Below are 26800 nucleotides of genomic sequence, written 5' to 3'. Positions count from 1 at the left end.
GTAAGGGGCGGCCACTTGGCCGCCCCTTACCTCACGCTTGCCGGCAGATCAGCTGCCGAAGAAGACCTCGGCCTCTTCGTACCGCGACAGCGGAACGGTCTTGAGCTCGCCGGTGCCGTCGATCAGCGGCACGCGCACGATGTCGGTGCCCCGCAGCGCCATCATCTTACCGAAGTCGCCCTCGTTGACGGCGTCGATGGCCTGCAGGCCGAACCGGGTCGCGAGCACCCGGTCGAACGCCGTCGGGGTGCCACCACGCTGGATGTGACCGAGGACGACCGTGCGGGCCTCCTTGCCGGTCTTCTCCTCGAGCTGCTCGGCCAGCCACTGGCCGATGCCGCCCAGGCGGACGTGGCCGAACGAGTCGAGCTCCTTGCTCTGCAGCGACATCTGGCCGTCGAGCGGCTGGGCGCCCTCGGAGACCACGACGATGGGCGCGTACTCGACCTGGAAGCGCTTCGTCACGTACGTCGCGACCTGCTCGACGTCGAACGGGCGCTCGGGCAGCAGGATGACGTTGGCCCCACCGGCCAGGCCGGCGTGCAGGGCGATCCAGCCGGCGTGCCGGCCCATGACCTCGACGACCAGCGTGCGGTGGTGCGACTCGGCCGTGGTGTGCAGCCGGTCGATGGCCTCCATCGCGATGTTGACCGCGGTGTCGAAGCCGAACGTGTAGTCGGTGGCGTTCAGGTCGTTGTCGATCGTCTTGGGGACGCCGACCACGTTGACGCCCAGGTCGTTGAGCTTGGTGGCGACGCCGAGGGTGTCCTCGCCGCCGATCGCCACGAGCGCGTCCACGCCCTGCTCGGCCAGGTTCGCCTTGATCTTCTCGACGCCGCCCTCGATCTTGAAGGGGTTGGTGCGCGAGGAGCCCAGGATGGTGCCGCCGCGGGGCAGGATGCCGCGGACCTCGGCGATACCGAGCGGCTTCGTCAGACCCTCGAGGGGGCCCTTCCAGCCGTCCCGGAAGCCGACGAACTCGTGGCCGTACGCGGCGACGCCTTTGCGCACCACAGCCCGGATCACCGCGTTGAGACCGGGGCAGTCGCCGCCGCCGGTGAGCACGCCGATACGCATGTTTGCTCGTCCTCCCTGTATCGGGTTTGCGAGAAGCAGATAGCCCGTCGAGCCCCAGGGAGAAGATGGTCGGCAGCGTTGCCGGGCCCGGGGCGGGCGACCCGAACTCTAGTCGCCGCCCGCCGCCCGGATGCAGCCGCCCCGCTAAAGCCGCACTGTTTCGTTCTCGCCCGCGTCCGGGGTCTTTCCGGTCACGGCGGCCTTGGCGTACCCCAGCAGAGTGACGACCTTCGAGCTGTGCGCCGCCTCCCAGTACTCGGCGCTCTCGGCATGCACCTTGACCAGAGTGAGCGTGGGCGTCTCGAGCCCCTCCGGGAACCACGCCTTGAGCACCGGGTTCCACAGCTCCTTGGCCTTGGCCGGGTCGTCGGTGCGCTCCGCGTGGCCCGCGATGGAGATCCAGTTGTTCTGCTTCTGGTCGCTGAACGACACATTCACCTGAGGGTGAACGGCGATCTGCTCGACCAGGTCGGAGTCGGAGTACGTGAAGAACCACAGGTCGCCGTCGAACTCGACCTCCTGCAGGGCCATCGGCCGGCTCACGTGCTTGCCGTCCGCCGTCATGGTGGTCAGCATGCTGATCCGGGCGTCCTTGACCATCTGCTTGACCTTGTCGCGGCGTTCCTGATCGGTGTCGGCCATGTCAGTCCTCTCCTCGTGGGTTCGTCCTTGCGGTTCCCGCGTACGAGGAGGTCAAACAGCGTTCAGCCGGGCCACGCCCGCGGTGGTCAGCCGCCCATGGCCCGCCACCGGGCCAGATTGTGCCGGGCGTCGACCAGCGCGTCGTGCCGGCCGGCCATGGTCGGCAGCGTCGGCCGGCCCTTGTCGTCCCAGAGCTGGCGCAGATCCTTGGTGAAGCGCGGGATGTCGCGGGGCAGGGCCGGCATCGCACCCCACAGCTGGGCCAGCGCCACGTGGTCGTAGGCGGCGAACCAGGCCCACAGCTCGATCTGCTCGTCGCGACCGGCCACCGGCTCCTTCAGGAACGCGTAGAGGTCGTCGCGGATGCGCTCGCGCGAGCGCCACGCCGGGTCGGCCGGCGACGGCAGCTTGTCGAGCACGTTGCGGCGCACCCAGGGGATCGCGCGGCTGTCGTCGAACTCGGTGCTGACCGCGTAGAACTCACGGCCGAACTCGTCGACCACGCCGATCGAGACCAGGTCGACCAGGCGCCCGTCCTCGATGAACTCGCAGTCATAGAAATATCGGTAAACCACCGGGCCCATCCTCCGCCATCGTCACCCGGCCGGGGACTCCAGGGCGGCCCGGGCGCGTCGCAGCCCCTCCGGCCAGCCGCGGCGGACCGCCCGATCGGCCTGCACGGCCCAGCGCAGGCGCAGCAGCACCGGCAGCACCGCGTGCAGCTCGTCGGCCCCGACCGGGCCGGCCGCCAGGTAGCCGTCGATCAGCTCGCCCGACCGTGGCAACCCGCCGGCGTAGACGACGGCCGCGGCCACGTCGTAGGCCAGCGGGCCCACCCCGCTCGCCCCGCAGTCGAACACCCCGGCCCGCCCGGTGCCCGGGTCGACGACGAAGCCGCCGGGCGCCGGGTCGCCGTGCAGCACCCCGTACGTCAGCCGGTCGGTGACCGTCAGGCGGGTGGCCGCGGCCGACGCCTCGGTGACGGCGTCGCGCAGCCACGGCTCGGCGTCCAGGTGCCCGGCCGCGGGGTCGAGCGGCTGCCAGGGGCGCAGGCCGGGGTGGTGGAAGCCCTGCAGCACCCGGTGCACGGCGCCCAGCCGGTCACCCCACCACTGCTGGTCGACCGGGTCGCCGCCGTCGAGCCGGCGGCCGGGCACCCGGCGCAGCACCGCGAACGTGCCGGCGTCGGTCTGGACGGTGAGGCCGCCGGACAGCGTCCGCACCGGCTCGCCGGCCGGGACGTCGTGGCCGCGCAGGTGATCGGCGGCGGCCAGACCGGCCTCGACGGGGAGCCGGCTTTCGGGGTCGCTCAGCCGGACGACGTATCGGCCGCCGGCGGCGGTCACCTCCCATCCGTACGACAGGAGGACGTCGTCCAGGGCGGTCAATTCGGACGGGAAGAGATGCCACTCGTCCCGCAGCGTCGATCGAAGCAGCTCGGCATCCGGCACCGCGGGATTGTCGAGGCGCCCGCAACGGGCCCGACGGACAACCGGGGCGTCTTCGTCAAATCGCCCGGGTCGCTTCCTGTCCCCCGACCCGGTGCTCACCCAAAGCATTCAGAGGTTTACAGATAGCGACACGCACGGAATGATCCTATGAGGCGCTCGCGGTGCAGGTGCGCAGAAATGGCGCCGGCGGGTTGCTGTGTGCTAAGAGTGATCGTTCGCGTCGAGGGGCCGACGTGGTTCACTCGCCGCTGCGGCTCCCACCGGGGGAGGGATGACGCCGTGGACCATCGCATGCCCGACAATGGCGACGCGCTGACCGGGGTGGACATGTTCGCCGGTCTCGAGCCGGACGTCCGCCAACGAGTCATCGGTCTCGCCGTACCGCGCACGTACCGCAAAGGACAGATCATCTTCGTCGAGCACGACCCCGGCGAATCGCTGATCATTCTGAGACGCGGGGCCGTCGCCATCTTCCGCACCGCCCCGACCGGTGAGCGCGCCGTGCTCACCGTCGCCCGCCCGCCCGAGGTCCTCGGCGAGGTGTCCCTTCTGGACGCCTCGGCCCGCAGCGCCTCGGCCGAGGCGATCGAGGACTGTCAGGCGCTCAGCCTGTCCCGCTCGGCCTTCATCGACCTGGTGCACGCCAACCCGCGGATCCTGGACGCGGTGATGCGCTCGGTCGGCGCGCTGATCCGCCGGCTGACCGAGCAGAACACCGACCACGTGTTCCTCGACCTGCCCGGCCGGGTGGCCAAGACCCTCGTCCGGCTGGCCGGCGAGAGCCAGGCGCCGATGATCACGATCGAGCTCAACCAGAGCCAGCTGGCCGAGATGGCGGGCGGGTCGCGACAGAGCGTCAACCAGGCGATCGGATCGTTCGCCAGCCGCGGCTGGCTGCGCACCGAGGGCCGCCGCATCGTGGTCACCGACCTGCCGGCCCTGCGCCGCCGAGCCGGAATGCTCAACTAGCCGGCCCGGCTCCGCCGGCGTGCACCGCGCCGGGGACGCCTAGCCTTTCTCGCCGGCCTCGGCACCGGCAGGCGCAGTGCGACTGTGGTTGGCCGGGGCGGGCGACTCGATGGACGTCTTCAGTTTCGAGGCGTAGACGTCCACGTACTCGCGGCCGGACATCGCCATGAGCTCGAACATGATCTCGTCGGTGATGGCTCGCTCGATGAAGCGGTCGCCCTTGGCGTGGGCGTAGCGGGAGAAGTCGAGCGGGGTGCCGAACCTCAGGCGCACTCGCTTGACCTTGGGGATCAGGCTGCCGGTGGGCTGGATCTCGTCGGTGTTGAGCAGGGCGACCGGCACGACCAGGGCGCCGCTCTCGAGCACCAGGCGGGCCACACCGGTCTTGCCCCGGTAGAGCCGGCCGTCGGGCGAGCGCGTGCCCTCGGGATAGATGCCCGCCACGCCACCCTCGCGCAGCACCCGCAGCAGCGTGTCGAGGGCCGCCTGGGCCGCCTTGCCACCCGAACGGTCCACCGGGATGGTCCCGGTGCCGCTGAAGAACTGACGCATGAGCCAGCCTTTGAGACCCTTGCCGGTGAAGTACTCGGCTTTGGCGACGAAGGTCACTCGGCGGTCCACAACCAGGGGTGTGAAGATCGAGTCGGAGAACGACAGGTGGTTGCAAGCCAGGATCACCGGCCCGCTCCGGGGCAGGTGGGACAAGCCGTGCACATGGGGACGGAAGAGAAGCTTGAGCAGGGGCCCGAGGGCCACATACTTGAGCAGCCAGTAGAACACGATGTCCTTCCCTGGGCGGCCGGGGCGTCTTGGAAGCGTACGAAGCGGGGCGGCGCGCCACAACGCACTCCCGCAACCTGTCCATGTCGTGTCACCATTCAAGGCACGGTCGGCGAGGGAGTGTGCAGGGGTGACAGCGGGTGGTGCCCGCCGCGGGCGGCGGGACAACGGGCTCGACGCGGCCGATTACGCGGTCGCGGGCGACGTGGATCCGCGCGTCGGAGAGCACCTGCTCGACGTGCTCGCAGCCGGTGGCATAGCCGCCTATCTGCAGCCCACGGCCGATCTCAATCCTATTCTGCGGGCCACGACCCTGCCCGCGCGGCCGATCGACCGGCTCTATGTCGACCGGGCCCATCTCGCGGTCGCCCGCGAGCATCTGCACAAGGTCACCGGGGGTGAGCCACCCACCCCGCCGCCGGCCGACCCGACCGCCGCGCCCCGCGACAACGTCGACATCGAGGCCGAGTGGGCCAAGATCGTGGCCGGCTTCCACACCGCGGTCGACCCGACCGCCGCCCCCTGGCCGGCCTCCGAGGGCGTTCAGGCGCCCGAGCCGCCCCGTACGGGCGGGTTGTCCAACGCGGCCGACTTCTCCGGCGTCTCGCTGAACCGGCGCCGGACCGACCAGCCGCCCGCCGGCGAGCAGGACCCGTCGCTGCTCGACGGCCTCGACAGCTTCGGCGCCGGGCTGCCCGACGACGGCGAGGACGACGAGGACGAGCGCTACGTCCCGCCACCTCCGCCGCCGCTGCCCCGCTTCTCGAAATACGCGGTCATCGGCGTGCTCGCCGTGATCGTGGGCTTCCTGTTGTTCCTGTTCCCCACGGTGCTGCCGATCGAGCGCGACTACGTGACGCTGCTCGGCTTCGCGGCGATCGTCTCGGGCGCGGTCATGCTGGTCTGGCGGCTGCGCTCCGGCGACGACGAGGACGACTACGACGACGGCGCGGTCGTCTGACACAAAGTTCGCATATTAAAACCGTGTTTAATCGATGGCCGTCGGTCTTCTGGGCAGTAGTCATCCGATAACCTTCGGTGATGCGCCAGAGCTCGCTGGTCGTCGTCGCCAACCGCCTTCCGCTCGATGACAACGTCGCCCCCGACGGAGCGTGCGAATGGCGCCGAAGTCCCGGCGGCCTGGCCGGCGCCCTGCGCGCGATCCTCCAGCAGACCCCGGCGACCTGGGTCGGCTGGGGCGGGTCGATCGGCGACGCCCGGCCGCTGCCCGACATCGGCCCCCTGCGGCTGTGCCCGATCCCGCTGGGCGAGGAAGAGCTGCGTGGTTACTACGAGGGCTTCGCCAACTCGACACTGTGGCCGCTCTATCACGACGCGGTCGAGCAGCCGGTCTTCGACCGCGGCTGGTGGGAGACGTACCGCGCGGTCAACCGGCGCTTCGCCGAGGCGACCGCCGAGGTGGCCGAGCGCGGCGCCACCGTCTGGGTGCAGGACTACCACCTGCAGCTGGTCCCCCAGCTGCTCCGGGAACTGCGGCCCGACGTGCTGATCGGCTTCTTCCTGCACGTGCCGTTCCCGCCACCCGAGCTGTTCATGCAACTCCCCCGCCGCCTCGAACTGCTGCGCGGCATGCTCGGCGCCGACCTGGTCGGCTTCCAGCGGCCGCAGGCGGCGCACAACGTCGCCCAGCTCGCGGCCAAGCTGCTCGGCGCCCGCGGAGCCGACGACGCGATCATCCTGGAGGACCGCGTGGTGCGCACCGGCGCCTTCCCGGTGTCGATCGACGTGGCCGAGATGCGGTCGCTCTCGGCCCGGCCCTACGTGCTCAACCAGGCGCGACAGCTGCGGCAGGACCTCGGCTCGCACAAGCGGGTGCTGCTCAGCGTCGACCGGCTCGACTACACCAAGGGCATCGAGCACCGCCTGACGGCCTACTCGGAGCTGCTGCGCGACGGCAAGGTCAAGGTCCGCGACGCGGTGATGGTGCAGGTGGCCGTGCCGAGCCGGGAACGGGTGGAGAACTACCGCGGGCTGCGCGACCGCATCGAGCGCGAGGTGGGCCGGATCAACGGCGAGTACGGGCGGGTCGGCCAGCCCGCGATCCACTACCTCAACCAGCCGTTCGACCGGGCCGACCTCGCCGCGCTCTACCAGGCCGCCGATGTCATGGTGGTGACGCCGCTGCGCGACGGGATGAACCTGGTCGCCAAGGAGTTCGTGGCGGCCCGGCGCGACGACACCGGCGCCCTGGTGCTCAGCGAGTTCGCCGGCGCCGCGGCCGAGCTGGGGGACGCCTTCCTGGTCAACCCGCACGACGTCGACGGCCTCAAGGAGACGCTGCTGCAGGCCCTGGCGGCCACGCCGGGCGACCTGGCGACCCGGATGAGCGCCATGCGCTCCTACCTGACCACCCACGACATCCACGCGTGGGCCCGCGCCTACCTCACCGAGCTCGAACCGGCCCGCTCCCTGTCCCGCTGAGGCTCACTGTCCCGCTGAGGGCAGTTCCTTGTCGAGCCAGTCGAGGACGGCCTCGATCGGCTCCGACCACGTCACGTCCAGCATCAGGTCGTGGCCCATGCCGGGGAAGAGCAGCGGCGCGCCGCCGTACCGGGTCGCGGTGCGGTCGAGCGACGCGCGCGGTACGACGCGGTCGTCGGGGCTGCCGGCCACGAGCACCGGCGGATCACCCGCCGGGCGCGGCACCGGCCCGTGGGTGACCAGCTCACGGCCGGGCTTCGCGGCCACCCGGTCGAGGATCGGCCGGGCCTGCTCGGCGGGCATCGCCGGACCGAACAGTTGCTCGCGGCTCATCCTCAGCCGTCCGCCGAACAGCGCCGGCAGCGTGCCGAACGGGTTCGCGCGCAACGCGGCCCACAGCGTCGGCCAGCCGTCCAGCACAGGGGCGGCCAGCACACCGGCCCGGGCCGGATAGCGACCCATCGCGTACGCGACCACGAGCGCACCGGTGCCGTGGCCGACCAGCACCGCCTGACGGGGCAGCGACGCCGCCACCTGGACGACGTCGTGCACCTGGGCCCGCAGGTCGCCGCCCGCCCGCGGGGTGAGCGCGTGCGCCGCGAAGCCCCGCTCGGCGGCCCGCGGCAGCCAGTGCTCCGCGAACGCCCACGCGCCATGGCCCAGACCGGGCACGAACAGCAGCGGCGGCCGATCGCCCCGGGCGCCGTCGGTGAGCGAGACAACCTCCCGCTCGACCGCCCGCACCGGGTCCGTCCAGTCCTCGAACCGCACCAGCTCGGACTTCACGACCCCGCACCTCTCGTCGGCCGACCCGCTCGGCCCTGCGCCGGGAGTCCGTCCATCGCCGCGCCCGGGGGCCGCCCGGTGCCGTCGCTCATGCCGTCTCCATCTCGCGCAGCAGGCCCTCGACGGCTCGCAGATAGTCGGTGTGGCCCACCTCGAACCAGTGGCGGGTGGTCGGCACGACCCGGCGGCGCGACCAGCTCGCGACCGGCCGGGCCGACTCCTTCTGCTGCACCGCGGCGGCGCGCTCGGGGTCGGTCACGCGCAGCCGCAGCCAGCGCGCGACCGCCACGCTCTGCCAGTGCGCCAGCGGGAACAGCCCGAAGTCGGCCTGCACCAGCCCGACCACGGCGAGGGTCGGATGCCGGCGGGCGAACGCGTGCAGGTGCAGATCGGGGCGGCCGTCCTCGGCCGTACCGAGCAACTCGGGGTCGAGAAACTCGAAACTGGGCCGGTAGCCGGTCGCGGTGATCACCAGGTCGGGCTCGATGCGGCGGCCGTCGGCCAGCACCGCCGAGGCGCCGTCGAAGCCCGTCACGTCGGGCACCGGCGTGATCCGGCCGTGGCCCAGGTAGTACGGGAGCTGGCTGTTGACGATCGGGTGACTCTCGTACGGCTTGTGGTCGGGTGCGGGGAGGCCGTAGCGGGTCAGGTCGCCGGTGGTCAGCGCGAGCACCCGGCGATAGAGCCACTGCCGCAGGCGCAACGGCACGCGGAGCTGGAGCATCCGGTCGTTGACCTGGTCGGCCGGACGACCGAAGAGATACTTGGGGGCGTACCAGTAGCCGCGCCGCGTGGAGTGCCAGACGGCGCCGGCCTGCTGGGCCGCCTCGACCGCGATGTCGCAGCCGGTGTTGCCGCCGCCGATCACGAGGACCTTGCGGCCGCGCAACTGGGCGGGGTCCTTGTACTGCGCGGAGTGGATGACCTGGCCCCGGAAGTCGCCGGGGATCTCGGGCCGGGCCGGTGACCAGTTGTGCCCGTTCGCCACGACCACCCCGGCGTACCGCTGCACGCGCGACGACCCACCGCCGGTGCTCTGCGTGGTCACGTCCCAGCGGCCGTCGCCGACCGGCGCGACCGAGACCACCTCGGTGCCGAACCAGACGCTGTCCCCGAGCCCGAAGTGAGCCGAGTACCGCTCCAGATAGGACAGCACCTGGCGATGGTCGGGGTAGTCGGGCCACGTGTCGGGCATCGGGAAGTCGGGGAACTCGGTCAGCGGCCGCGAGGAGATCAGGTGGGTGCCGGCGTAGACCGGGCTGCGGTCGTGCCGCCAGTTCCAGGCGCCGCCCACCGACGTCTCCCGCTCGTAGCAGTCGACCTCGAAGCCCTGCTCACGCAGGTTCTTGATCGCGGTGAGACCGCTGGCGCCGGCCCCGACGACGCACACGGCGTCTCGACGGTCGGCGATGTCGGGAGTGTCGGGCACGCGGCGATATTGCCAGACCGGCCCCTCAGGCGGAAGGGAGCAGGACGTCCACGACGACAGGAAGATGATCACTCGCGCGGCGGGCCTGCTCGGACTCCACCACCTCGTACCGGTCGATGGTGACGCCCGGGCTGACGAAGATGCCGTCGAGCCGCCGGTTGGGCAGCGTGGCCGGGAAGGTGGGCGGCGCGTCGGCCGAGGAGACCAGGCCGTCCTCGACCGTGCGCCACGCGCCGCCGCCCGGGCCCTCGTTGAGGTCGGCGGCCGCGATGACCGGGCCCTCGACCCTGTTCAGCTCCTGCTTCCAGAGGGCCGCCTGAGCCGGGCGCTCGGTCGGGTCGGTGGCCAGATGCGAGCCCGAGACGGTGAACGTGCCGCCGCGCACCGAGCCGCGGGCGAACGCGGCCCCGCGCAGATGACGGCCGGGCGTGAGCGGGTAACGCATGCACCACGTGTCGTGCACGGCGACCCGCAGACTGACCAGCAGCAGGTTGCCCAGCGAGGGCAGGCCCCCGGCCGCCACCACGAGACCCAGGTCGTCGGCGAGCGCCGCGCTCTTGTGCCGCCAGCGGAACCGGCGGGGCGCCTCCTGCACGACCAGCACGTCCGGCTCGAGCTCGCGGATCACCCCGATCAGGGCGGCCCGGTCGTCCTTGAGCCCGTGGATGTTGTAGCTGACCACTCGCAGCCGGGGCGCGGGCATCAGACGCGACGCGCGAGGTCGGCCGCGCCCACGACGCCGGCCGTGTTGCCCGTCTCGGCCGCCTCGATCTCGGCCACCGGGAACCGTCCGCGTTGCTTGAGCTGGTCGCGGTAGGTCGTCCGGGTGGGGACCATGAGCAGGTCGCCCGCGTCGACCACGCCGCCGACGACCACCAGGATCTGCGGGTCGAAGCTCTGCGCCAGGTCGGCCATCGCGACCCCCAACCAGTAGCCGATCTGCGCGAACGCGTCCCGGGCCACGCCGTCGCCGGCCCGGGCCGCCTCGGTGATCTGGCGGCCGGCGATGGCCAGCGGGTCGCCGCCGGCCAGTTCGAGCAGCTGCGCGGCCCGTTCCGGCTCCTGCCGGGCCCCGGCCTGGGCGAACCGGACCAGCGCGTTGCCGCTCGCGTACTGCTCGAGGCAGCCGAGCCGGCCGCAGCCGCACGGGTGGCCGTCGGGCACCGACTGGATGTGGCCGAGCTCGCCGGCGATGCCGTTGGCGCCCCGCCACAGCTTGCCGTTGAGCACGATGCCGCCGCCGATGCCGGTGCCCACGGTGATCATGACCATCGAGTCGTCGGCGTGCCGGGCGACGCCGTACCGGAACTCGGCCCAGGCGGCGACGTTCGCGTCGTTCTCGAGAACCGTGGGCAGGCCGACGGCCTTGGTCACGTAGTCCCGCAGCGGCTCGTCACGCCAGGCCAGGTTGGGGGCGAACAGCACGGTGGCGCCGGGCGCGTCGATCCACGCGGCCGCACCGATGCCGACGGCGGTGGCCTGCGGGAACTCGCGCGCCAGCTCGGCCGCGACCTCGACGATCGTGTCCCGGGTGCCCGCCGGGTCCTCGGCGGGGGTGTCCCGGCGGTTCGAAGCCAGCACCGTTCCGTGCTCGTCGACCACTCCACCGGCCACCTTGGTGCCGCCGACGTCGACTCCGATGGTCAGCGTCACGCTGCCCGTCCCCTCATCTGTCGCTCATGCCGCGCCGCCGTCGCGGGCCTCGTCGCCCGTCCCGCCGTCGCCCTCGGCGTCCGTGTCCCCGGACGCCGCTTCACTCGTCACTTCCCCGGGCGCGCCGCCGGCCTCGTCCGGCCCGGTGGCGCCCGAGTCGCCCGCCTTGCTCGGCGCTTCGGTGACCGCGTCGCCCGCAACATCATGATCCACGGCGGCGCCGGATGCCACGGGGGCAACACCCGCATCGGCCGTGGCCGCCGCCCACACATCCAACCTTCGAGGGGTGCGGGCGTCGCGCGCCACCGGCCCGGCAGTGTCGCCCGTCTCGCCCGCCGCCGAAGCAGCCGCGCGTTCGGCCTCCCGACGCGCCTTGGCCAGGGCCGCCGCCTCGGCCACCCGGCGCTCGGCCTCGGCCGCCGCCCGCAGTGCGGCGGCCCGCCGCTCGGCGAGCTCGGCGGCGTGGCGGGCGGCCACGCCGGCGGCGCTGACGGTCGTCGCGGCGGCCCACGGGTCGTTGCCCCGAGCCTCGGACTGCTCGCCGTCGGTGGCCGCCGCCCACGCCTGACCGGAGTTGTCGCGGTCGGCGGCGATCCGGTCGGCACCGGAGTGATCGGCCCGGGTCGCCACGGACCAGGCCTGGTCGGCGTTCGGCGCGGGCGGCGGCGAAGGCGGCGGGGCCGGCCGGGACCGCTCCCCCACGATCGCCGAGACCGAGCGCAACAGGCCCGCGACCGACCCCGCGAGGTCACCCGCCCCACCGGCCAGCCGGGCCGCCGTCTCGGGTTTCGGGTCGCGCATCGCCGCGATGGCCTTGCACACCGGGCACACGCAGCACTCGGGCTCGCCGGTGGCCCAGCGCTCGCCGAACGCCTGACCCGTCACGGCCCGCGCCAGCACCGAGGCGACGAGCCGCTCGGCCTCCTCACGCGCTGATCCGGCCATCGGAACTCCCCCGCTCGTCAGCTCGGCAGACTTTCGACCCGGCGCTTGAGCTGCTTCAACGCCGTGTCCATGATCATCTTTTCGGCTTTGCGGCGGAACATGCCGAGCATGCCGATCGAGAGCTCCACCTCGAGCGTGTAGGTCACCGTGGTCGCGCCGTCGCCCCCCTCGACCAGGTCGTAGGAGCCGCGCTGGGACTTCTGCGTCTTCGACGGCTCGACGAGGTGCCACTCGACGCGGGACAGGTCGTCGGCATACGCGTACTCGAGCGTGTAGTCGTCGGCCATGACCCCGGCGTCGATCACGAAGCGCACGCGGTAGGCGTAGCCGTCCTCGTACTCCTCGAGGACCTCCACCCGTTTCATCGCCTCGGCCCACTCGGGGTAGCGCGGGAAGTCGCTGATCACCGCGGCCACGCGGTCGAGGGGCGCATGGACCTGGATCGACTGCGTCGAGGTATCCGCCATGCCACGGAGGCTACCTCCCACCACCGACATTCCCGCCGGGCGGGCCGGGCGGGATGAGCCGGGTCCCCGACCTGCGGCTAGCATCCCTGGGGTGCCGGTCCTTGCCAGCTTCACCGCGCGCGTCCAACCGCTCGCGGTGGCCGCGCGCATCGTCATGCTCGCGCTGGTCGCGGCGCTCACGCTGATCGCCACCGGCGACCCCGCCCAGCTCGGCTGGATCGCCCTGCTCGCGGTGGCCGCCCTGCCCGCGGTGATCGCCCCCGACCACCACCTCTTCGCGCCGCTGGGCCGCTTCGCCGAGGTGGCTGTGACCGGTCTGGCGGCCGGCTCGGTGGCCGTGGCGAGCGAGTTGAACAACACTTTGGACGCGGGCTTCGGCGCCGAGGCGATCCTGCCCTACCTGGTCGTCCCGCTGCTGACCGCGGCCCTGCGCCGGCGCCCCACCGAGGGCACGGCCCTGCTCGGGGTCGCGGCGGTCACGATGGTCGTCGGGGGCACGCTGGTCGGCGAGGTCAGCCCGATCACCCAGCCCGGGTTCCTCGCGGCCTGCGGCCAGTGGCTGGTGCAGGGCGCGATCATCACCTTCGCGGCCGACACGATGCGCCAGTTCATGCAGCCGTCCGAGCCGACCCCTCAGCCGTACGCGGAGGCCACCCGGCTGCTCACGCAGTTGCGCAGCGTGGCCCGGTCGCTCCCCGGCGCCACGCTCGACCCGGGCGGCATCTCCGAGCACCTCCTCGAGGAGTTGCGCCTGGTCAAGCCGTCCGACCGCGCGGCGGTGCTGTCGGCCAGCGGCGGCGGCCGGCTCGTCGTGCTGGCCCAGACCGGCGTCGAGCGCGTCGACTGGGAGGTCACCCTCGACGCCGACTCGGCGATCGCCGACGCCTGGGCCAGTCAGCAGCCCCAGGTCGCCAGCCGCTCGCAGGCCCGGTCGAGCCGCCGCGGCGACGTCTCGTCGCTGGTCGTGCCGCTGGTCGCCGGCGTGCGCACGATCGGCCTGGTCATCCTCGAAAGTGATGTCGCGAACGCGTACCCCAAGGAAACCGTCAACGAGGTGACCTGGGTGACCGAGGCGGCCGCCCTGCGGCTGGAGGCCGCCCTGCTCTTCGACGACGTGCGGTCGCTGGCCACCAATGAGGAGCGCCAGCGGCTCGCCCGCGAGATCCACGACGGGGTCGCGCAGGAGCTCGTGATGGTCGGCTACGGCATCGACAACGCTCAGGCCACCCTGCCCGAGGGCGCCGAGGAGACGGCCGAGGAGCTCCGGTCCCTGCGCGCCGAGGTGACCCGCGTGATCACCGAGTTGCGGCTGAGCCTGTTCGAGCTGCGCTCCGAGGTCGATCGCAACGGCGGTCTGGCCGCCGCGATCGCCGAGTACGCCCGAACCCTGGGCACCTCGGCCGGCCTGCGGGTGCACTTCACCTTCGACGAGTCCACGGCCCGCCTGCCCGCGGCCACCGAGGCCGAGTTGCTGCGCATCGCCCAAGAGGCGATCACGAACGCCCGGAAACACGCCGGAGCCTCTAATCTGTGGGTTACCTGCACCATCGACCCGCCGTACGCCGAGATCGAGGTCTCCGACGACGGCCGGGGCTTCGCCGACGACCGCCCGGACGGCCGTTACGGTTTGACCATCATGGCCGAGCGGGCCGAACGGATCCGGGGCCGTTTGAAGATCACGCCGCGACACCCCAGCGGGACAACCGTTGCCGTAGTGCTGGGATCTTCCGCAAGGCGCGATAGCGTGCGGAATAGCGTTTCCGCTCCAGAAGGGGAGTAAGCCGAGCATGTCGACCAGTCCGGCGCCGACGACGCGCACCAAGGTTCTCCTTGTCGACGATCATGACTTGATTCGTAAGGGGCTGCGACACGCATTCGAGCGCGACCGCCAGTTCGAGGTCGTCGGCGAGGCGGCCACGGCCGCCGAGGCCGTCCGCCAGGCCGGCGCCCTCCAGCCGGACGTCGTGATCATGGATCTCCGCCTGCCCGACGGCAGCGGCCTCGAGGCCACCAAGGCGCTCCGGAAGAACAACGCCAACATGGGCATCGTCGTCCTCACCATGTACGCCGGTGACGACCAGCTGTTCGGCGCCCTCGAGGCGGGTGCGAGCGCGTTCGTGCCCAAGACGGCCCCGGCCGACGAGGTGGTCGCGGCCGCCCGGCACGCCGCCTCCGCGCCCAGCGCCTTCACCGCGGCCGACCTGGCCGAGGCCATGAAGCGGCGGCTCGCCCCCTCGGGCCCGCAGTTGTCCCCGCGCGAGGGTCAGGTGCTGCGCCTGCTGGCCGACGGCATGAGCGTGGCGGGCATCGCCAAGCAGCTGTTCGTGTCGGAGTCCACGGCCAAGACCCACATCTCCAAGCTCTACGAGAAGCTGGGCGCGGCCAACCGGGCGCAGGCGCTGATGACGGCGCTCCGGCTGGGCCTGCTCGAGGCGCCCGACGCTCCCAAGTTCTGATCCTCCCCACTCCCCCACGACGTCAGCGCCCGGTCCCCCCACCGGGCGTGTCGTGTTTCCCGGGGTCGATCAGCGTCCCCTCCGCTCAGGCGCTGCGCGGCTGCTCAGGCGCTGCGCGGCTGCTCAGGCGCTGCGCGGCTGCTCAGGCGCTGCGCGGCTGCTCAGGCGCTGCGCGGCTGCTCAGGCGCTGCGCGGCTGCTCAGGCGCTGCGCGGGCCGCTGAGGCGCTTGATCGAGAGGTAGGCCTCGCAGCCCAGGCACAGCCCGAACGCCGCGTTGAGGAAGGCCGCGAGCAGCCCGAACGCGGTGAAGACGACACCGAGCACGGTCAGCCCCGAGAGATAACCGACACTCGCGACAGCCAGAAAGCTCAAACCGACCAACTGCGCGAACCGTACGGGCGTTGCCGGCTCCCGCTCGGCCGGCGGCCCCAGCCTCGGGAGCAGCAGGGCCCGATAGGCGTACGCGTAGGGGCCTCGCCGCGGATCGGCGGCGGTGATCGCGAAGACGACCGCCTGGGCCAGCGCCAGCCATCCCCAGCCCGTCGCCAGCACCACGACCAGGACGATGCTGGTCAACGTCGCCGCGAAACGCTGTCCGCGGGGATCCAGTTCCATGCCCCACAGCGTCGCACCTCGCCTGCGGAAAGCCCTGGTGAGAGGCATCACGGGCGCGGCGGTCAACTTTCCAGGTCGCGCACCACCTTGCGCAGCAGCCCGTTGAGCTGGATGAGCTCGTCGTGCGAGAGAGCCCTCAGCAGACGCTGATCACGGGCCATGCCCTCGAAGATGTACTTGTTCCAGAGCGCCCGGCCGGCTGCGGTCGGCCGGATGAGCACCCGGCGCCGGTCGGTCTCGTCGTTCTCGCGGGTCACCAGGTCGGCGGCGAAGAGCCGATCGAGCCGGCTGGTCATGGCGGCCCGGGTCACCTTGGCCGCCTCGGCCAGTTGCGCCGGCGTCGCCTCGATGGGCCACGGCTGGATCATCAGCACGTGCAGCGTCTTGTAGTCCTCGGCCGTGAGCTCCTGCGCTTGGGCGAAGGCGACGGCGTCGGCGCGCCGGGCCTCCCGCTGGATGAAGTTCATCCGTACCAGCGCTCCCTCGACCTCGGGGGCGAAGGCCGGTTCGTTCTCCCAGAACACCGACCATCTCGCCACATGATGATCGACGCTGTCCTGCTGCCGGTCCTCGCCCTTGGCCATCCCAGCATTATGCCACCGTCTAATTTTTAGATTGCTAATAGTTAGACGGTGAATTAGTTTGGCCGACATGCGCCTCCCCGACTTCCACCTGCTCGCCACCGGCCAGACCCTCTCGTGGATCGGCAACGGCTTTCAGACAGTCGCGCTCGCGGTCGCCGTCATCCAGGGCGGCGGCGGTCCCGGCGACCTCGGCCTGGTCATGGCCTCGTCGATCGTCGCCCGGCTGGTCTGCACCCTGTTCGGCGGCGTCTGGGCCGACCGCCTCCAGCCGCAACGCGTCATGGTCGCCTCCGACCTCGTCCGGCTGCTCGCGGCCGGCGCGATGGCGGCGATGTTCGCCGGCGACGGCTACCACCAGGTGCTGCTCTGCGCCCTGGCCGCCGTCTCGACCGGGGCGGCGAGCTTCTTCGATCCCGCGTTCGGGGCGCTGCGCCCCCTGCTGGTGCCGGCCAAGAAGCGCCAATCGGCCAACGCCACCCTCAGCATGCTGCAGACCGGCAGCCAGGTGGCCGGCCCGGCCCTGGGCGGGGTCACGGTCGCGGCGTTCGGCGCCTCGGCCGGCTTCACCGTCAACGCGCTGAGCTTCCTGGCCTCGATGGTCGCCGCCCTGATGCTGCGCGTCCGCGCCGAGCGCGGCGCCCGCACCTCGATGCTGAGCGAACTGGCCGAGGGCTGGCGCGAGATCGCCCGGCGCGACTGGCTGATCGCCGGCCTGTTCGGCGCCTCGGTCTACCACATCGCCAACGGCGTGATCCTGGTGCTGGTGCAGGTGGTGGCCATCGAACGCCTGGGTGGCCCCTCCGCCGCCGGCTTCATCGCCGCCGCCGAAGGCCTGGGCGGCCTGATCGGCGCCGCCATCGCGCTGCGCTACAAGCCCCGCCGCCTGCTCCGGGCCGGCTGGCTGACCCTCCTGCTGATGCCGTTGTGGGCGCTGGCCTACGTCTGGCCCGCCGAACTGATCGCGGTCATCGCCGGCGCCCTCATCGGCTACGCGGGCCTGATCTTCTTCGACGTGGCCTGGGAGACCGCCGTCCAGGACCACGTCCCCCAGCGCATGCTGGGCCGGGTCTCCTCCTGGGACTACCTGGCGTCGTTCCTGGCCATGCCCGTCGGCAACGTGCTGGCCGGCCCCCTGGAAGCCGCCTACGGCACCTCCAAGGTCCTCACCGCCTGCGCCGCCGTCCTGTTCCTGGCAGCCGCGTCCCAACTGCTGATCCCCGGCACCCGCAACCTGACCCGCGCCACACCCGCGACCCCCGCGCAGCCGACCCGACCACCCGAACTGATCGAGACCACCGGCATGTGACGGCTTCCCCGCCCGCCGGAGCCCGCCGGCGCACCACCGCGGCCGGGCGTCGGCGAGCCGGCCCGGCGGCGCCGGTCAGAGGACGTCGCCGAGCGCAGCGATCAGCTGCGGCTTACCCGGAACGCCGGTGGCGCGCTTGGCCACGCGGCCGTCCGCGTCGAGCACCAGGAGAGTAGGGGTGCGCCAGATGCCCAGGGCCCGTACCGCGTCGAGGTGGCTTTCGGCATCGACCTCGACGTGCTGCACACCGGGGACCAGATCGGCGACCTCGGAGCTGACCCGCCGCACCGCCCGGCAAGGCGCACAGAACGCCGACGAGAACTGCAACAGCGTCGCCCTGGCTTCGCCGACCCCGAGGTCCCGCAGAAGCGCGGCATCCAGCCGCTCCCCGGCGGCACTCGGGTCGGCGCCGTTCTCCTCGATCACGCCCGGCTCCTCACGCACATCGGCCGACACCCCGCGGCCACCACCCACCACAGACTGCTCCGCCCCACTCGACAACCGCTGCGATCCCAGGTCACCCCCGCCCGAAGCCCGCTGCGACTCCGACCCATCACCAGCCGACACCCGCAGCGACCCGAGCCCGTCCTCGGCCGACACCAGCTGCGGCCCCAGCCCGTCCCCGGCCGACACCAGCTCATCGCCGTCCGACGCCAGCTCATCGCCGTCCGACACCCGTTCCGGCGCCGGTTGCCCGCTTCCGGACGATCGCCCGGATTCGCCCTTTCGCGGCTCCCCAAGCCGCGCCCGCTCCGAGCCCGGTCGCTCGTCACCTGTCGACGGTCCGGCCTTTGACACGTAGGCATTTACATACGGCCCGGGTTCCGACCTGCCTGGACCCGATCGCATGCCACCTGGTGACTGCGGGCCGGTGTCCCGCATGAGGAGCGGCCCGTCTGCGGAGACGACCGCACTCCGCGGCATTCCTACGGCGACCGGAGTCACGTCTCGCAGGCGGCCATCGGTGCGCCGGCGCCACAGTCCCACCACAACGCCGACAACCAGCACGACCGCGATCGCCGCAAGACCTATCGAATCCATAGGCCCACTCTGACACGCCTTCACCGGACGCGACGAGGCCAGACCGGGCGGGGGCCGGACCGGGCGGGGGCCAGACCGGGCGGGGGCCAGACCGGGCGAGGGCCGGACCGGGCGGGGCCGGGCCGGCCGGGCCACCACACACGCCGCACAGACGCGACGTCCGCGTCGGAAGTGGCGTTCGGTCAGGCTGGGGCGAGCAGCTTGGTGAGGCGGGCCGCCTGGGTCTCCCAGCGCCACTCCCGTTCGACCCAGGCCCGGCCGGCCGCGCCCATGGACTTGGCCTTGGCCTGGTCGGTGAGGAGGTCGGTGAGACGCGCGGCGATCGCCTCGACGTCCTGGCCGCCGACCACGTAGCCGGTCTCGCCCTCGCGGACCGCGTCGGGCGCGCCGCCGGAATCGCCGCCGACGACCGGCAGACCGGTGGCCGAGGCTTCCAGATAGACGATGCCGAGGCCCTCGACGTCGAGACCGGCGGCTCGCGTGCGGCACGGCATGGCGTAGACGTCACCGGCGGCGTAGTGGGCCGGCAGCTCGGACCACGGGACCGAACCGGTGAAGACGACATCACGCTCGACATCGTGCTCGCGGGCCAGCCGGGCCAGTGTCTTGCGGTACGGCCCGCCGCTCACCAGCAGCAGGGCGGCGCCGGGGACACGGCGGCGGATCGCGGGCAGGGCGCGGATCAGCATGTCCTGACCCTTGCGCGGGACCAGGCGCGAGACGCAGACGATCACCGGCCGGCCGGTCAGCCCGTGGCGGGCGCGAACCTCGCTGCCGTCGACACCGGGGTGGAAGGCCTCGATGTCGACGCCGGGGGCCAGGCGCTCGAGCGAGGTGAGGCCGTGCAGCGCGCGGTCGAGGCGGGTGCGCTGATAGTCGCCGAGGTAGGTGATGACGTCGTTGCCCCTGGCTATGCGGCGCAGCAGGGTGCGGGCGCCGGGAAGGGCAGCCCAGCCGATCTCGTGGCCGTGGGTGAGGGCCACGGCGCGTTCGATGCCGGCCCGGCGGCGCAGCCCCTCGGCCAGCAGACCGAGCGGGGCGGCCGCGCCGAACCAGACGCGGTCGCAGTCATGGGCACGCGCGATCTCGGCCGCCCGCCGTGCCACCGCGGGCGTCGGCAGCAGGACGCCGGTCTCTTCGCGGACGACCTCGAACGGTTGCCGGGCGTCGAACTCGTCCGTCCCACGCCAGGTGGAGGCGTAGACGACCACCGAGCCGGCCGGCTGGCGCACGGCGAGGTTGTGCACGAACTGCTGGATGCCACCGGGGCGCGGCGGGAAGTCGTTGGTGACCAGCAGGGTGCGGCCCATCAGCGGGCGCCCCGGGCGTAGGCGCGCGCGGCCGCCATCCGCTCGACCGTGGACGGGTGCGAGGCGAACATGGCGTGCTCCCAGGCGGGCGGGTCGGGGTCGGACAGGTTGACGGTGCCCAGGCGGCGCTGCATGGCCTCGAACGTCGACGGGTCGCCGGTGAGATCGAGCGCGTGCCGGTCGGCGCGGGCCTCGATGCGCCTCGACACGAACGCCTGGGCCGGACCGGCGATCAGCCCGGCGATCGTCACCAGCGCGATCAGCAGACCGATGGCGCGCGGTTCCCCGATCGAGCCGACCTCGGCCCGGTCGAGCAGCCAGCCCCACGAGCCCAGCAGGAAGAGCGCGATCACCGCGGCCGCCGTGCCCAGAGCGCCCAGGATCGTGCCGGTGAGAACGTCGCCGTCCTTGGCGTGGCCGAGCTCGTGCGCGGCGACCGAGACGACCTCGGCCGGTTCGGCCTCGGTGAGCATGGTGTCGTAGACGACGATGCGGCGGGTCGGCCCCAGGCCGGAGACATAGGCGTTGACGGCCTTGGTGCGGCGGGACGCGTCGGCCACGAGGACGTCCTTCACCGGTACGCCGTCACGGGCCGCCAGCTCGATCAGCTCGGTGCGCAAGGGACCGTCGGGCATCGGCGTGAACTTGTTGAAGACCGGCTCGACCAGCACCGGCAGCACGAACGAGAGCAGCACCACCAGGCCGGCCGCCCCGGCCGCGCCGAACGCCCACCACCAGCGCGGCGCGAAGTGCGTCACCGTGTAGAAGCCGGCCAGCGCCAGACCCCCGATGACCGCGCCGACCGCCCACGACTTCAGCAGGTCGGCGCCCCAGGCTCCCCACGACTGCGTGGAGATGCCGTAGCGCACGACGATCGTGTGCCGCCAGGCCGCGAGCGGCAGCGTGACCACCTCGGACACCAGCACCACCGCGAAGCCGCCGAGGACCGCCTGGGCCAGCCAGTGGCCGCCGAACGGCCGTCCGGCCTGGGTGACCAGCCACGCGCCGAGCGGGGTGAGGCCGACGACCAGGGCGATGACCAGGCCCAGAGCCATCGACGCGTAGCTGCCGGGCCGCAGCTCGGAGCGGAACTCGCGGGCCCGGGCCACCTTGTCGCCGGGCAACCGGCTCAGGGCGTCGATCTGATCGGCGCGCGGGGCGGGCGGACGGTGCCACGGAATCATCAGGTACGCCACGACGGCGAGCGCAACCAGCAGCACGACCAGCGTGCCGGCCGCCCAGAGCCGATTCATCCGCACCTCCCCAACGCACCGTGACCGCCCATCCTAGAGACCCGTGATCACGCCACGTGACGCGCTCGCGGATACATGGGGACGACCACCGGCGGGTCGGGCGTCTCGAGCAGCTCGACCTCGAAGCCGGCCAGCTCGAACACCTCGATGGCCCGGAGCTCACCCGGCGTCAGGTCCTCGATGCCGTCGGGCGTGTTCATGAGGGTCCCGACCAGGCAGCCGTGGCACTCGGCAGGCTGCCCCTGAGCGGGGCCCGGTTTGTCGCAGCGACCGCAGTCGACGATCATCACTCCTCCTCCCCGGGTGGCGGCGCGACGTCATAGGGGGAAGCATCGTCGCGGGCCGACCACCATCGGTGACCATCACGCTAGGGGTGGGGTATGACAAAAACCGGAAACCGCAGGTCAGGACCGCGAGAGCCGACGTAGCAGAGAGTCCGCCCCCATCGGGTACGCGCCATGGCGGCGTACGCCGTCGGCGACCTCGCGGTCGGAGGAGATGACCACGATCGGGCGCCCGGCCGGCTCGCCCCGCACCAGCTGGCGGATCAGCTCGTCCGCGGTGTCGCCCTTGCGCGAGAAGAGGACGCGCACGTTCCGCGGCGCCGGCGGCAGCCCGTGCACCCGCTCGGCCCCGTCGAAGACCACGGTCACCTCGTCGCCGGTCTGGGCCGCGATGCCGCCCAGCCCGGTGATCAGGCGTTTGCGCTGCTGTTCGAGCGACATCTCGGCGAAGCCGCGCTTGGTCACGTTGTAGCCGTCGACGATCAGGTGGGCCCGGGGCAGGGCGAGCAGCTGATCGAGCCGGCCGGGGTCGTCGGTGTCCTGGGCCCGCGCCTGCGACCGCTCGGGCGTGCCCGGCCGGTCGGCGGCGGCGTCGGCGACGAAATCGGCGGGCATCCGGTCGGACGGGTTGAGCGCGAGCTCGCGCCGCAGACCCGAGGCGGCCTGGCCGATGGTCTCGATCAGCAGCCACAGCCGGGCGTCGTCGGCCGCCCGGGCGTCCTTGGCCGCCTGCTTGCCCGTCGCGGCCAGCGCCTCGGCCTCGGCGAGGCGGGTCTTGAGGCGGCGTACCTCGGAGTCGTGGTCGGCCGCGACGCGCGACGCGCGTCCCTTCTCGGTGGCCAGCAGGTCGCTCGCGCGTTTCTGGGCGGCCTGCGACTCGCGCAGGGCCTTGGTGGTGGCCCGCGACTCCTCCCGCAGCTGGCCGAGCTCCTCGCGGACCCGGGCCAGCTCGTCCCGGAGCTTGTCGGCCTCGACCTTGGCCACCGCGCGGTCGTGCTCGGCCCGGGCGGCGCGCTGCTCGGCGTCGCGCACCTGGGCGGCGATCGCCGCGCTGTCGGCCTCGGCCTGGACCGTCCGGCCGGCCTTCTCGACCAGCTCGCGCCAGCCCTCGGGCCGGGTCAGGTAGGCCAGGGCGGCCACCTCGACCGGGTCGGCCGCGGCGGGGGCCATGCCCGAGGCGACGGCCGCGCCGAGGTCGCCGGTCTCGGTGACGACCCGGCCGCTGATGCGCTGGCGGAACAGCGGGTCGGCGGCGAGCTGGGCGGCTATCTCGCGGCCGCCGAGCCGGGCGCGCCGGTTGGGGGCGAACCGGGCGACCTTGCGCATCTGCGCCGGCATCTCGTCGGCCGGCAGGGCGGGCAGGGCCGCCGCCGTCAGGGTGGTGATCCGCAGACGGACCGGCTCCGGGAGAACGGGTTCGAGCGCGACCTCCGCATCCAGGACGGCCGCCTCCGGATCGGGGCGGTCGTCGGACGGCAGAAGCTCGGACATCTCCCCATTCTCCCACCGTGTCCAGGAGAAAAGCTTGTCGAAGCAAGTGATGTTTTCCGGGGAGCGCGCGCGTTCTTGTCGTACCCCCTCTCTAATCTCCCCGCCGTGGCACAACCGGCATATGTCCAGGGCACTCTGGACACGCTTCTCAGCGCCGACGGGACGGTCGACCCGGCGGCGCTCTCCCTGGCCGACACCACTTTCGTGGTGCTCGACCTCGAGACGACCGGCGGCGCGGCCGACGGCGGCGGCATCACCGAGATCGGCGCGGTCAAGGTGCGCGCCGGGCAGGAGCTGGGCGTCTTCGCGACGCTGGTCAACCCGGGCGAGCGGCTGCCCCCGTTCATCACCGTCCTGACCGGCATCACCGAGGCGATGCTGGCCCCGGCCCCACCGATCGAGGCGGTGCTGCCGAGCCTGCTCGAGTTCCTGCGCGGCTCGGTGCTGGTGGCCCACAACGCCCCCTACGACGTCGGCTTCCTCAAGGCGGCGTGCGCGCGGCACGGCTACACCTGGCCGCAGCCGCGGGTGCTCGACACGGCCGCCGTGGCCCGCCGGGCGCTCACCCGCGACGAGGTGCCCAACCGCAAGCTCGGCACGCTGGCCCAGTTCTTCCGGGCCGCCGTCCAGCCCACCCACCGTGCGCTCGACGACGCCCGGGCCACGGTCGACGTGCTGCACGGCCTGATCGAGCGGCTGGGCAGCTTCCGGGTGCACACGCTGGGTGACGCGATCGAGTTCGCCAAGGCGGTCACGCCCACCCAGCGCCGCCAGCGCCACCTGGCCGACGGGCTCCCGCACGCCCCAGGCGTCTACGTCTTCCGGGCCGCCGACGACCGGGCCCTCTACGTGGGCACCTCCAAAGACATCGCCACCCGCGTACGCAGCTATTTCACCGCCAGTGAGAAACGCGCGCGCATCTCCGAGATGCTCGGCGCGGCCACCCGGGTCGAGGCGGTCGAATGCGCCCACTCGCTGGAGGCCGAGGTGCGCGAGCTCCGGCTGATCGCCGCGCACGCCCCGCCGTACAACCGCCGGTCGAAATATCCCGAACGGGTCGTCTGGCTGAAGCTGACCGCCGAGGCCTACCCGCGGCTGTCGGTGGTTCGCGCGCTGGCCGACGACGGCGCCGCCTATCTGGGCCCGTTCTCGTCCCGCCGGACGGCCGAGCTGGCCGCGGCCGGGGTCTACGACGCGGTCCCGCTGCGCCAGTGCAGCCACAAGCTCTCGGTCCGCACCCCGACGCCGGCGTGCGCGCTGGCCGAGCTGGGCCGCTGCCCCGCCCCCTGCGAACACAAGATCACCCCGGAGGCGTACGAGGAAACGGCCGCGCTGCCGTTCCGCACCGCCCTCGACGGTGATCCCTCGCAGGTCGTCGAGGCCCTGATGACCCGCATCGACGAGCTGTCCGACAAGCGCCGCTACGAGGAGGCCGCCGTCCTCAGGTCCCGGCTGATCGCCCTGCTCCGGGCCACCGTCCGCATGCAGAAGCTGACCGCGCTGACCCGGCTGTCCGAGATCGTCGCCGCCCGGCGCGACACCGTCGGCGGCTGGGAGATCTCCGTCGTCCGGCACGGCCGGCTGGCCGCCGCGGCCACGTCGCCGCCGCGCGAGCATCCTCGTCCCACTCTCGACGCCGTACGCTTGACAGCGGAGACAGTCCTTCCCGGACGCGGCCCGGTGCCGGCGGCCTCGGCCGAGGAGACAGAACGGATCCTCGCCTGGCTCGAACGCCCCGACACCCGGCTGGTGGAAACTTCTGGCGACTGGGTGTCACCGGTTCGTGGCGCGGCGCGCTTCACTTCCCTGCTCACCAGGGCCGAGGCAGCCGCGTCCGGAAAAGACTCGGCCGTTCGCTCATCGGTAACTGACCGTTCGGATGACGCTCGCTCGCTTAGGCTGTAAGGCAAGTGGATTCCCGGGCGTGGTTCGCGGGGCTTCACGACGATTTGGCCACCGGTTTCCGCGGTCCCCCGCGCGAGCTCCGGCGGCCCAGTGGTGAGGGGGTGTCCAGTGGACGTCGACGCCGGCCACGGCGCCGCCCTTGGACGCGCCCTGCCAACGTCCCAGCGAGAGCTGTCGCTCACTCAGCGTTTGCGCTCGTTCCTGAGTTTCCCCGGCAACGACGACGATCCGGTGACGACGCTGACCCGGGCCCACCGCCAAGTTCATCCGGCGGCGGACGCGGGCGTCCTGCGGCGCAGCTACGCGATCGCCGAAAACATGCATCGCGGGCAGATGCGCAAGTCGGGCGAGCCCTACATCACCCATCCGCTCGCGGTCGCCCAGATCTGCGCCGAGCTCGGCATGGACACGACCACCCTGGTCGCCGCGCTGCTGCACGACACGGTCGAGGACACGAGCTACACGCTTGAGGCCCTGCACGGCGACTTCGGTCCCGAGGTGACCCACCTGGTCGACGGGGTGACCAAGTTCGACAAGGCGTTCTACGGCAAGGCTGCCGAGGCCGAGACGATCCGCAAGATGATCGTGGCCGCGGGCAAGGACGTCCGCGTCCTCGTGATCAAGCTGGCCGACCGGCTGCACAACATGCGTACGCTCGACGCCCGCTCCCCCGCCTCGCGCGCCCGCATCGCCACCGCCACCCTCGACGTGCTGGTCCCGCTGTGTGACCGGCTCGGCATCCAGGCGCTCAAGCGCGACCTCGACGACGTGGTGCTCTTCCACCTCGAGCCCGACTCCTTCGCGCGCATCGACGAGCACGTCCGCAACCGCCCGGGCTGGTCGGATTACCTCGACGAGGTCACCGGCAAGGCGCGGACGGCCCTCCGGCGTCAGCGTGTGACCGCCGAGGTCACTCCCCGGCCGCGGCACTACTACTCGATCTGGAAGGACACGGTGGCCGGCGGCCACAGCGTCCCGTTCGACCTGCCCCGCATCGCGGTGATCGTCGATGGCCCCGAGACCGACTGTTACGCCGCGCTGGGGGCGATCCACGGCCGCTGGCGCCCGGTCGCCGGCCGGTTCAAGGACTTCATCGCCTCCCCCAAGAACAACCTCTACCGCTCCCTGCACACCACGGTGACCGGCCCGGACGGCCGCCTGGTCGAGGTGCTGATCCGCACCGAGGCGATGCACCGCTACTCGGAGTACGGCGTCGCCACGACCTACCGCTACCCCAAGTACGCCGAGACGGCCGAGGCCTCGGGCGCCGACCAGCTGACCTGGCTCAAACGCGTGCTCGACTGGCAGCAGGACACCACCGACGCCGCCCAGTTCCTCGCCTCGTTGCGCTGCGACCTGGCCGAGGCCCAGATCACCGTCTTCGCCCACGGGCACGCGTTCGAGCTGCCCAGCGGCTCCACCCCGGTCGACCTGGCCTACGAGCTGAGCCCGCAGAAGGGCGATCAGTGCCTGGCGTCGACGATCAACGGCCGCCTGGCCCCGCTCAGCTCGCAGCTGCGCGACGGCGACGTGGTCGAGATCTTCTCCGAGACCGACGGGCATATGGAGGTGGAGCCGAACGCTCCGCGCGGCCCGCGCCGCGAGTGGCTCGGCTTCGTCAAGTCCAGCCAGGCCCAGATGCAGATCAACCGGTACTTCGACGAGAAGAACGAACCGGGCATCAGCATCGCCGACAAGGTCCGCCTGGGCCGGGCGACGATCGGGCTGACGCTCCGCAAGCACGACCGGGGCCTGGCCAGCGAGGTCCCGCTGCGCCGCCTGGCCGAGGAACTCGGCTATCCCGACCTCGAGACGATGCTGGTGGCGGTGTGTGAGCGCACCCTCGAGCCGGACACGGTGGTCGAGCAGCTCATCGCCCTGGTCGACCACCCAGACTGAGCCACTGCCGAGAC

The 26800-nt window shown here is 72.3% G+C and carries 26 protein-coding genes; 8 read left to right on the top strand and 18 right to left on the bottom strand.

Annotated elements, in window-relative coordinates:
- Positions 1–48: 48 nt before the first annotated feature.
- The 4 genes from HJC40_RS01535 to HJC40_RS01520 all read right to left on the bottom strand — a co-directional run bounded on the left by HJC40_RS01535 (position 49) and on the right by HJC40_RS01520 (position 3170).
- Positions 49–1077, bottom strand: coding sequence for a 6-phosphofructokinase (locus tag HJC40_RS01535; RefSeq protein WP_249997780.1), 1029 nt, complete (start codon positions 1075–1077; stop codon positions 49–51).
- A gap of 144 nt (positions 1078–1221) precedes the next feature.
- Positions 1222–1719, bottom strand: a complete 498-nt coding sequence (locus HJC40_RS01530; RefSeq protein ID WP_249997779.1) for a pyridoxamine 5'-phosphate oxidase family protein — start codon at positions 1717–1719, stop codon at positions 1222–1224.
- Positions 1720–1805: 86 nt separating this feature from the next.
- Positions 1806–2294, bottom strand: a complete 489-nt coding sequence (locus HJC40_RS01525) for a polyadenylate-specific 3'-exoribonuclease AS (protein WP_249997778.1) — start codon at positions 2292–2294, stop codon at positions 1806–1808.
- A 21-nt stretch (positions 2295–2315) separates the two neighbouring features.
- Positions 2316–3170 carry a phosphotransferase gene (locus HJC40_RS01520; RefSeq protein ID WP_249997777.1) on the bottom strand — a complete coding sequence of 285 codons (855 nt, stop codon included), beginning with the start codon at positions 3168–3170 and terminating at the stop codon, positions 2316–2318.
- 291 nt (positions 3171–3461) lie between these two features.
- Here HJC40_RS01520 and HJC40_RS01515 point away from each other — a divergent pair, with 291 nt between their 5' ends.
- The gene (locus tag HJC40_RS01515) at positions 3462–4139 is read left to right on the top strand and encodes a Crp/Fnr family transcriptional regulator (RefSeq protein WP_284042512.1); all 678 of its coding nucleotides are present in this window, start codon (positions 3462–3464) and stop codon (positions 4137–4139) included.
- A gap of 39 nt (positions 4140–4178) precedes the next feature.
- Here HJC40_RS01515 and HJC40_RS01510 read toward each other — a convergent pair whose 3' ends face one another.
- Positions 4179–4919 carry a lysophospholipid acyltransferase family protein gene (locus HJC40_RS01510; RefSeq protein WP_249997775.1) on the bottom strand — a complete coding sequence of 247 codons (741 nt, stop codon included), beginning with the start codon at positions 4917–4919 and terminating at the stop codon, positions 4179–4181.
- 130 nt (positions 4920–5049) lie between these two features.
- On the opposite strand from HJC40_RS01510, the gene HJC40_RS01505 reads away from it, so the two are divergent.
- The gene (locus tag HJC40_RS01505; protein ID WP_249997774.1) at positions 5050–5880 is read left to right on the top strand and encodes a DUF308 domain-containing protein; all 831 of its coding nucleotides are present in this window, start codon (positions 5050–5052) and stop codon (positions 5878–5880) included.
- Positions 5881–5960: 80 nt separating this feature from the next.
- Positions 5961–7361: a trehalose-6-phosphate synthase gene (locus tag HJC40_RS01500; protein WP_249997773.1), complete on the top strand. Its 1401-nt coding sequence runs from the start codon at positions 5961–5963 to the stop codon at positions 7359–7361.
- Positions 7362–7364: 3 nt separating this feature from the next.
- On the opposite strand, the gene HJC40_RS01495 is transcribed toward HJC40_RS01500, so the two are convergent.
- The 6 genes from HJC40_RS01495 to HJC40_RS01470 form a co-directional block, all read right to left on the bottom strand.
- Entirely contained in the window at positions 7365–8147 is a 783-nt protein-coding gene (locus tag HJC40_RS01495; protein WP_249997772.1) for an alpha/beta fold hydrolase, read from the bottom strand.
- An 88-nt stretch (positions 8148–8235) separates the two neighbouring features.
- Positions 8236–9576 carry an NAD(P)/FAD-dependent oxidoreductase gene (locus HJC40_RS01490; RefSeq protein ID WP_249997771.1) on the bottom strand — a complete coding sequence of 447 codons (1341 nt, stop codon included), beginning with the start codon at positions 9574–9576 and terminating at the stop codon, positions 8236–8238.
- Positions 9577–9601: 25 nt separating this feature from the next.
- On the bottom strand, positions 9602–10279 hold the full coding sequence (locus tag HJC40_RS01485; RefSeq protein ID WP_249997770.1) for an endonuclease/exonuclease/phosphatase family protein: 678 nt from the start codon (positions 10277–10279) through the stop codon (positions 9602–9604).
- Positions 10279–11229 carry an ROK family glucokinase gene (locus HJC40_RS01480; RefSeq protein WP_249997769.1) on the bottom strand — a complete coding sequence of 317 codons (951 nt, stop codon included), beginning with the start codon at positions 11227–11229 and terminating at the stop codon, positions 10279–10281. The genes HJC40_RS01485 and HJC40_RS01480 overlap by 1 nt, the downstream gene beginning before the upstream one ends.
- Positions 11230–11253: 24 nt before the next feature.
- Positions 11254–12174: a hypothetical protein gene (locus HJC40_RS46530; protein WP_374271045.1), complete on the bottom strand. Its 921-nt coding sequence runs from the start codon at positions 12172–12174 to the stop codon at positions 11254–11256.
- A 17-nt stretch (positions 12175–12191) separates the two neighbouring features.
- Positions 12192–12641: an SRPBCC family protein gene (locus HJC40_RS01470; RefSeq protein WP_249997768.1), complete on the bottom strand. Its 450-nt coding sequence runs from the start codon at positions 12639–12641 to the stop codon at positions 12192–12194.
- A 91-nt stretch (positions 12642–12732) separates the two neighbouring features.
- On the opposite strand from HJC40_RS01470, the gene HJC40_RS01465 reads away from it, so the two are divergent.
- On the top strand, positions 12733–14421 hold the full coding sequence (locus HJC40_RS01465) for a GAF domain-containing sensor histidine kinase (protein WP_374271044.1): 1689 nt from the start codon (positions 12733–12735) through the stop codon (positions 14419–14421).
- A 7-nt stretch (positions 14422–14428) separates the two neighbouring features.
- Positions 14429–15097 carry a response regulator gene (locus HJC40_RS01460; protein WP_020512124.1) on the top strand — a complete coding sequence of 223 codons (669 nt, stop codon included), beginning with the start codon at positions 14429–14431 and terminating at the stop codon, positions 15095–15097.
- Positions 15098–15296: 199 nt separating this feature from the next.
- Here HJC40_RS01460 and HJC40_RS01455 read toward each other — a convergent pair whose 3' ends face one another.
- Both HJC40_RS01455 and HJC40_RS01450 read right to left on the bottom strand, forming a co-directional pair.
- Positions 15297–15713 (bottom strand): DUF4395 domain-containing protein, encoded by a 417-nt coding sequence (locus tag HJC40_RS01455; protein ID WP_249997767.1) that lies wholly within the window; start codon positions 15711–15713, stop codon positions 15297–15299.
- 62 nt (positions 15714–15775) lie between these two features.
- Positions 15776–16297 (bottom strand): MarR family winged helix-turn-helix transcriptional regulator, encoded by a 522-nt coding sequence (locus HJC40_RS01450; protein WP_249997766.1) that lies wholly within the window; start codon positions 16295–16297, stop codon positions 15776–15778.
- A 67-nt stretch (positions 16298–16364) separates the two neighbouring features.
- Between HJC40_RS01450 and HJC40_RS01445 the strand changes: the two genes are divergently transcribed.
- Positions 16365–17603 carry an MFS transporter gene (locus HJC40_RS01445; protein ID WP_249997765.1) on the top strand — a complete coding sequence of 413 codons (1239 nt, stop codon included), beginning with the start codon at positions 16365–16367 and terminating at the stop codon, positions 17601–17603.
- Positions 17604–17678: 75 nt separating this feature from the next.
- Here the strand turns inward: HJC40_RS01445 and HJC40_RS01440 are convergent, their stop codons facing one another.
- From HJC40_RS01440 to HJC40_RS01420, 5 genes are all read right to left on the bottom strand, one after another.
- Positions 17679–18278, bottom strand: coding sequence for a thioredoxin family protein (locus tag HJC40_RS01440; protein ID WP_249997764.1), 600 nt, complete (start codon positions 18276–18278; stop codon positions 17679–17681).
- Between the two features lie 548 nt (positions 18279–18826).
- The gene (locus tag HJC40_RS01435) at positions 18827–19954 is read right to left on the bottom strand and encodes a glycosyltransferase family 4 protein (RefSeq protein WP_249997763.1); all 1128 of its coding nucleotides are present in this window, start codon (positions 19952–19954) and stop codon (positions 18827–18829) included.
- The gene (locus HJC40_RS01430) at positions 19954–21207 is read right to left on the bottom strand and encodes a M48 family metallopeptidase (protein WP_249997762.1); all 1254 of its coding nucleotides are present in this window, start codon (positions 21205–21207) and stop codon (positions 19954–19956) included. The genes HJC40_RS01435 and HJC40_RS01430 overlap by 1 nt, the downstream gene beginning before the upstream one ends.
- Positions 21208–21254: 47 nt before the next feature.
- Complete coding sequence (locus HJC40_RS01425; RefSeq protein WP_249997761.1) at positions 21255–21494, bottom strand: hypothetical protein; 240 nt, start codon at positions 21492–21494, stop codon at positions 21255–21257.
- 117 nt (positions 21495–21611) lie between these two features.
- The gene (locus HJC40_RS01420; RefSeq protein WP_249997760.1) at positions 21612–22982 is read right to left on the bottom strand and encodes an NYN domain-containing protein; all 1371 of its coding nucleotides are present in this window, start codon (positions 22980–22982) and stop codon (positions 21612–21614) included.
- A 105-nt stretch (positions 22983–23087) separates the two neighbouring features.
- On the opposite strand from HJC40_RS01420, the gene HJC40_RS01415 reads away from it, so the two are divergent.
- The gene (locus tag HJC40_RS01415; RefSeq protein ID WP_249997759.1) at positions 23088–24887 is read left to right on the top strand and encodes a DEDD exonuclease domain-containing protein; all 1800 of its coding nucleotides are present in this window, start codon (positions 23088–23090) and stop codon (positions 24885–24887) included.
- A 108-nt stretch (positions 24888–24995) separates the two neighbouring features.
- Positions 24996–26786: a bifunctional (p)ppGpp synthetase/guanosine-3',5'-bis(diphosphate) 3'-pyrophosphohydrolase gene (locus HJC40_RS01410; protein WP_249997758.1), complete on the top strand. Its 1791-nt coding sequence runs from the start codon at positions 24996–24998 to the stop codon at positions 26784–26786.
- Positions 26787–26800 lie beyond the last annotated feature (14 nt).

The sequence above is a fragment of the Actinoplanes sp. M2I2 genome, assembly GCF_023544445.1.
Classification (GTDB): domain Bacteria; phylum Actinomycetota; class Actinomycetes; order Mycobacteriales; family Micromonosporaceae; genus Actinoplanes.
The sequence above is the reverse complement of the archived record's forward strand: the minus strand, read 5'-3'. Positions and strand labels throughout refer to the sequence as shown.

Bases quoted from the DNA above. Each gene is read 5' to 3' on its own strand.
- HJC40_RS01535 (WP_249997780.1), bottom strand. From the start codon at position 1,077: ATGCGTATCGGCGTGCTCACCGGCGGCGGCGACTGCCCCGGTCTCAAC.
- HJC40_RS01530 (WP_249997779.1), bottom strand. From the start codon at position 1,719: ATGGCCGACACCGATCAGGAACGCCGCGACAAGGTCAAGCAGATGGTC.
- HJC40_RS01515 (WP_284042512.1), top strand. From the start codon at position 3,462: ATGCCCGACAATGGCGACGCGCTGACCGGGGTGGACATGTTCGCCGGT.
- HJC40_RS01500 (WP_249997773.1), top strand. From the start codon at position 5,961: ATGCGCCAGAGCTCGCTGGTCGTCGTCGCCAACCGCCTTCCGCTCGAT.
- HJC40_RS01485 (WP_249997770.1), bottom strand. From the start codon at position 10,279: ATGCCCGCGCCCCGGCTGCGAGTGGTCAGCTACAACATCCACGGGCTC.
- HJC40_RS46530 (WP_374271045.1), bottom strand. From the start codon at position 12,174: ATGGCCGGATCAGCGCGTGAGGAGGCCGAGCGGCTCGTCGCCTCGGTG.
- HJC40_RS01470 (WP_249997768.1), bottom strand. From the start codon at position 12,641: ATGGCGGATACCTCGACGCAGTCGATCCAGGTCCATGCGCCCCTCGAC.
- HJC40_RS01460 (WP_020512124.1), top strand. From the start codon at position 14,429: ATGTCGACCAGTCCGGCGCCGACGACGCGCACCAAGGTTCTCCTTGTC.
- HJC40_RS01455 (WP_249997767.1), bottom strand. From the start codon at position 15,713: ATGGAACTGGATCCCCGCGGACAGCGTTTCGCGGCGACGTTGACCAGC.
- HJC40_RS01450 (WP_249997766.1), bottom strand. From the start codon at position 16,297: ATGGCCAAGGGCGAGGACCGGCAGCAGGACAGCGTCGATCATCATGTG.
- HJC40_RS01445 (WP_249997765.1), top strand. From the start codon at position 16,365: ATGCGCCTCCCCGACTTCCACCTGCTCGCCACCGGCCAGACCCTCTCG.
- HJC40_RS01435 (WP_249997763.1), bottom strand. From the start codon at position 19,954: ATGGGCCGCACCCTGCTGGTCACCAACGACTTCCCGCCGCGCCCCGGT.
- HJC40_RS01430 (WP_249997762.1), bottom strand. From the start codon at position 21,207: ATGAATCGGCTCTGGGCGGCCGGCACGCTGGTCGTGCTGCTGGTTGCG.
- HJC40_RS01425 (WP_249997761.1), bottom strand. From the start codon at position 21,494: ATGATCGTCGACTGCGGTCGCTGCGACAAACCGGGCCCCGCTCAGGGG.
- HJC40_RS01420 (WP_249997760.1), bottom strand. From the start codon at position 22,982: ATGTCCGAGCTTCTGCCGTCCGACGACCGCCCCGATCCGGAGGCGGCC.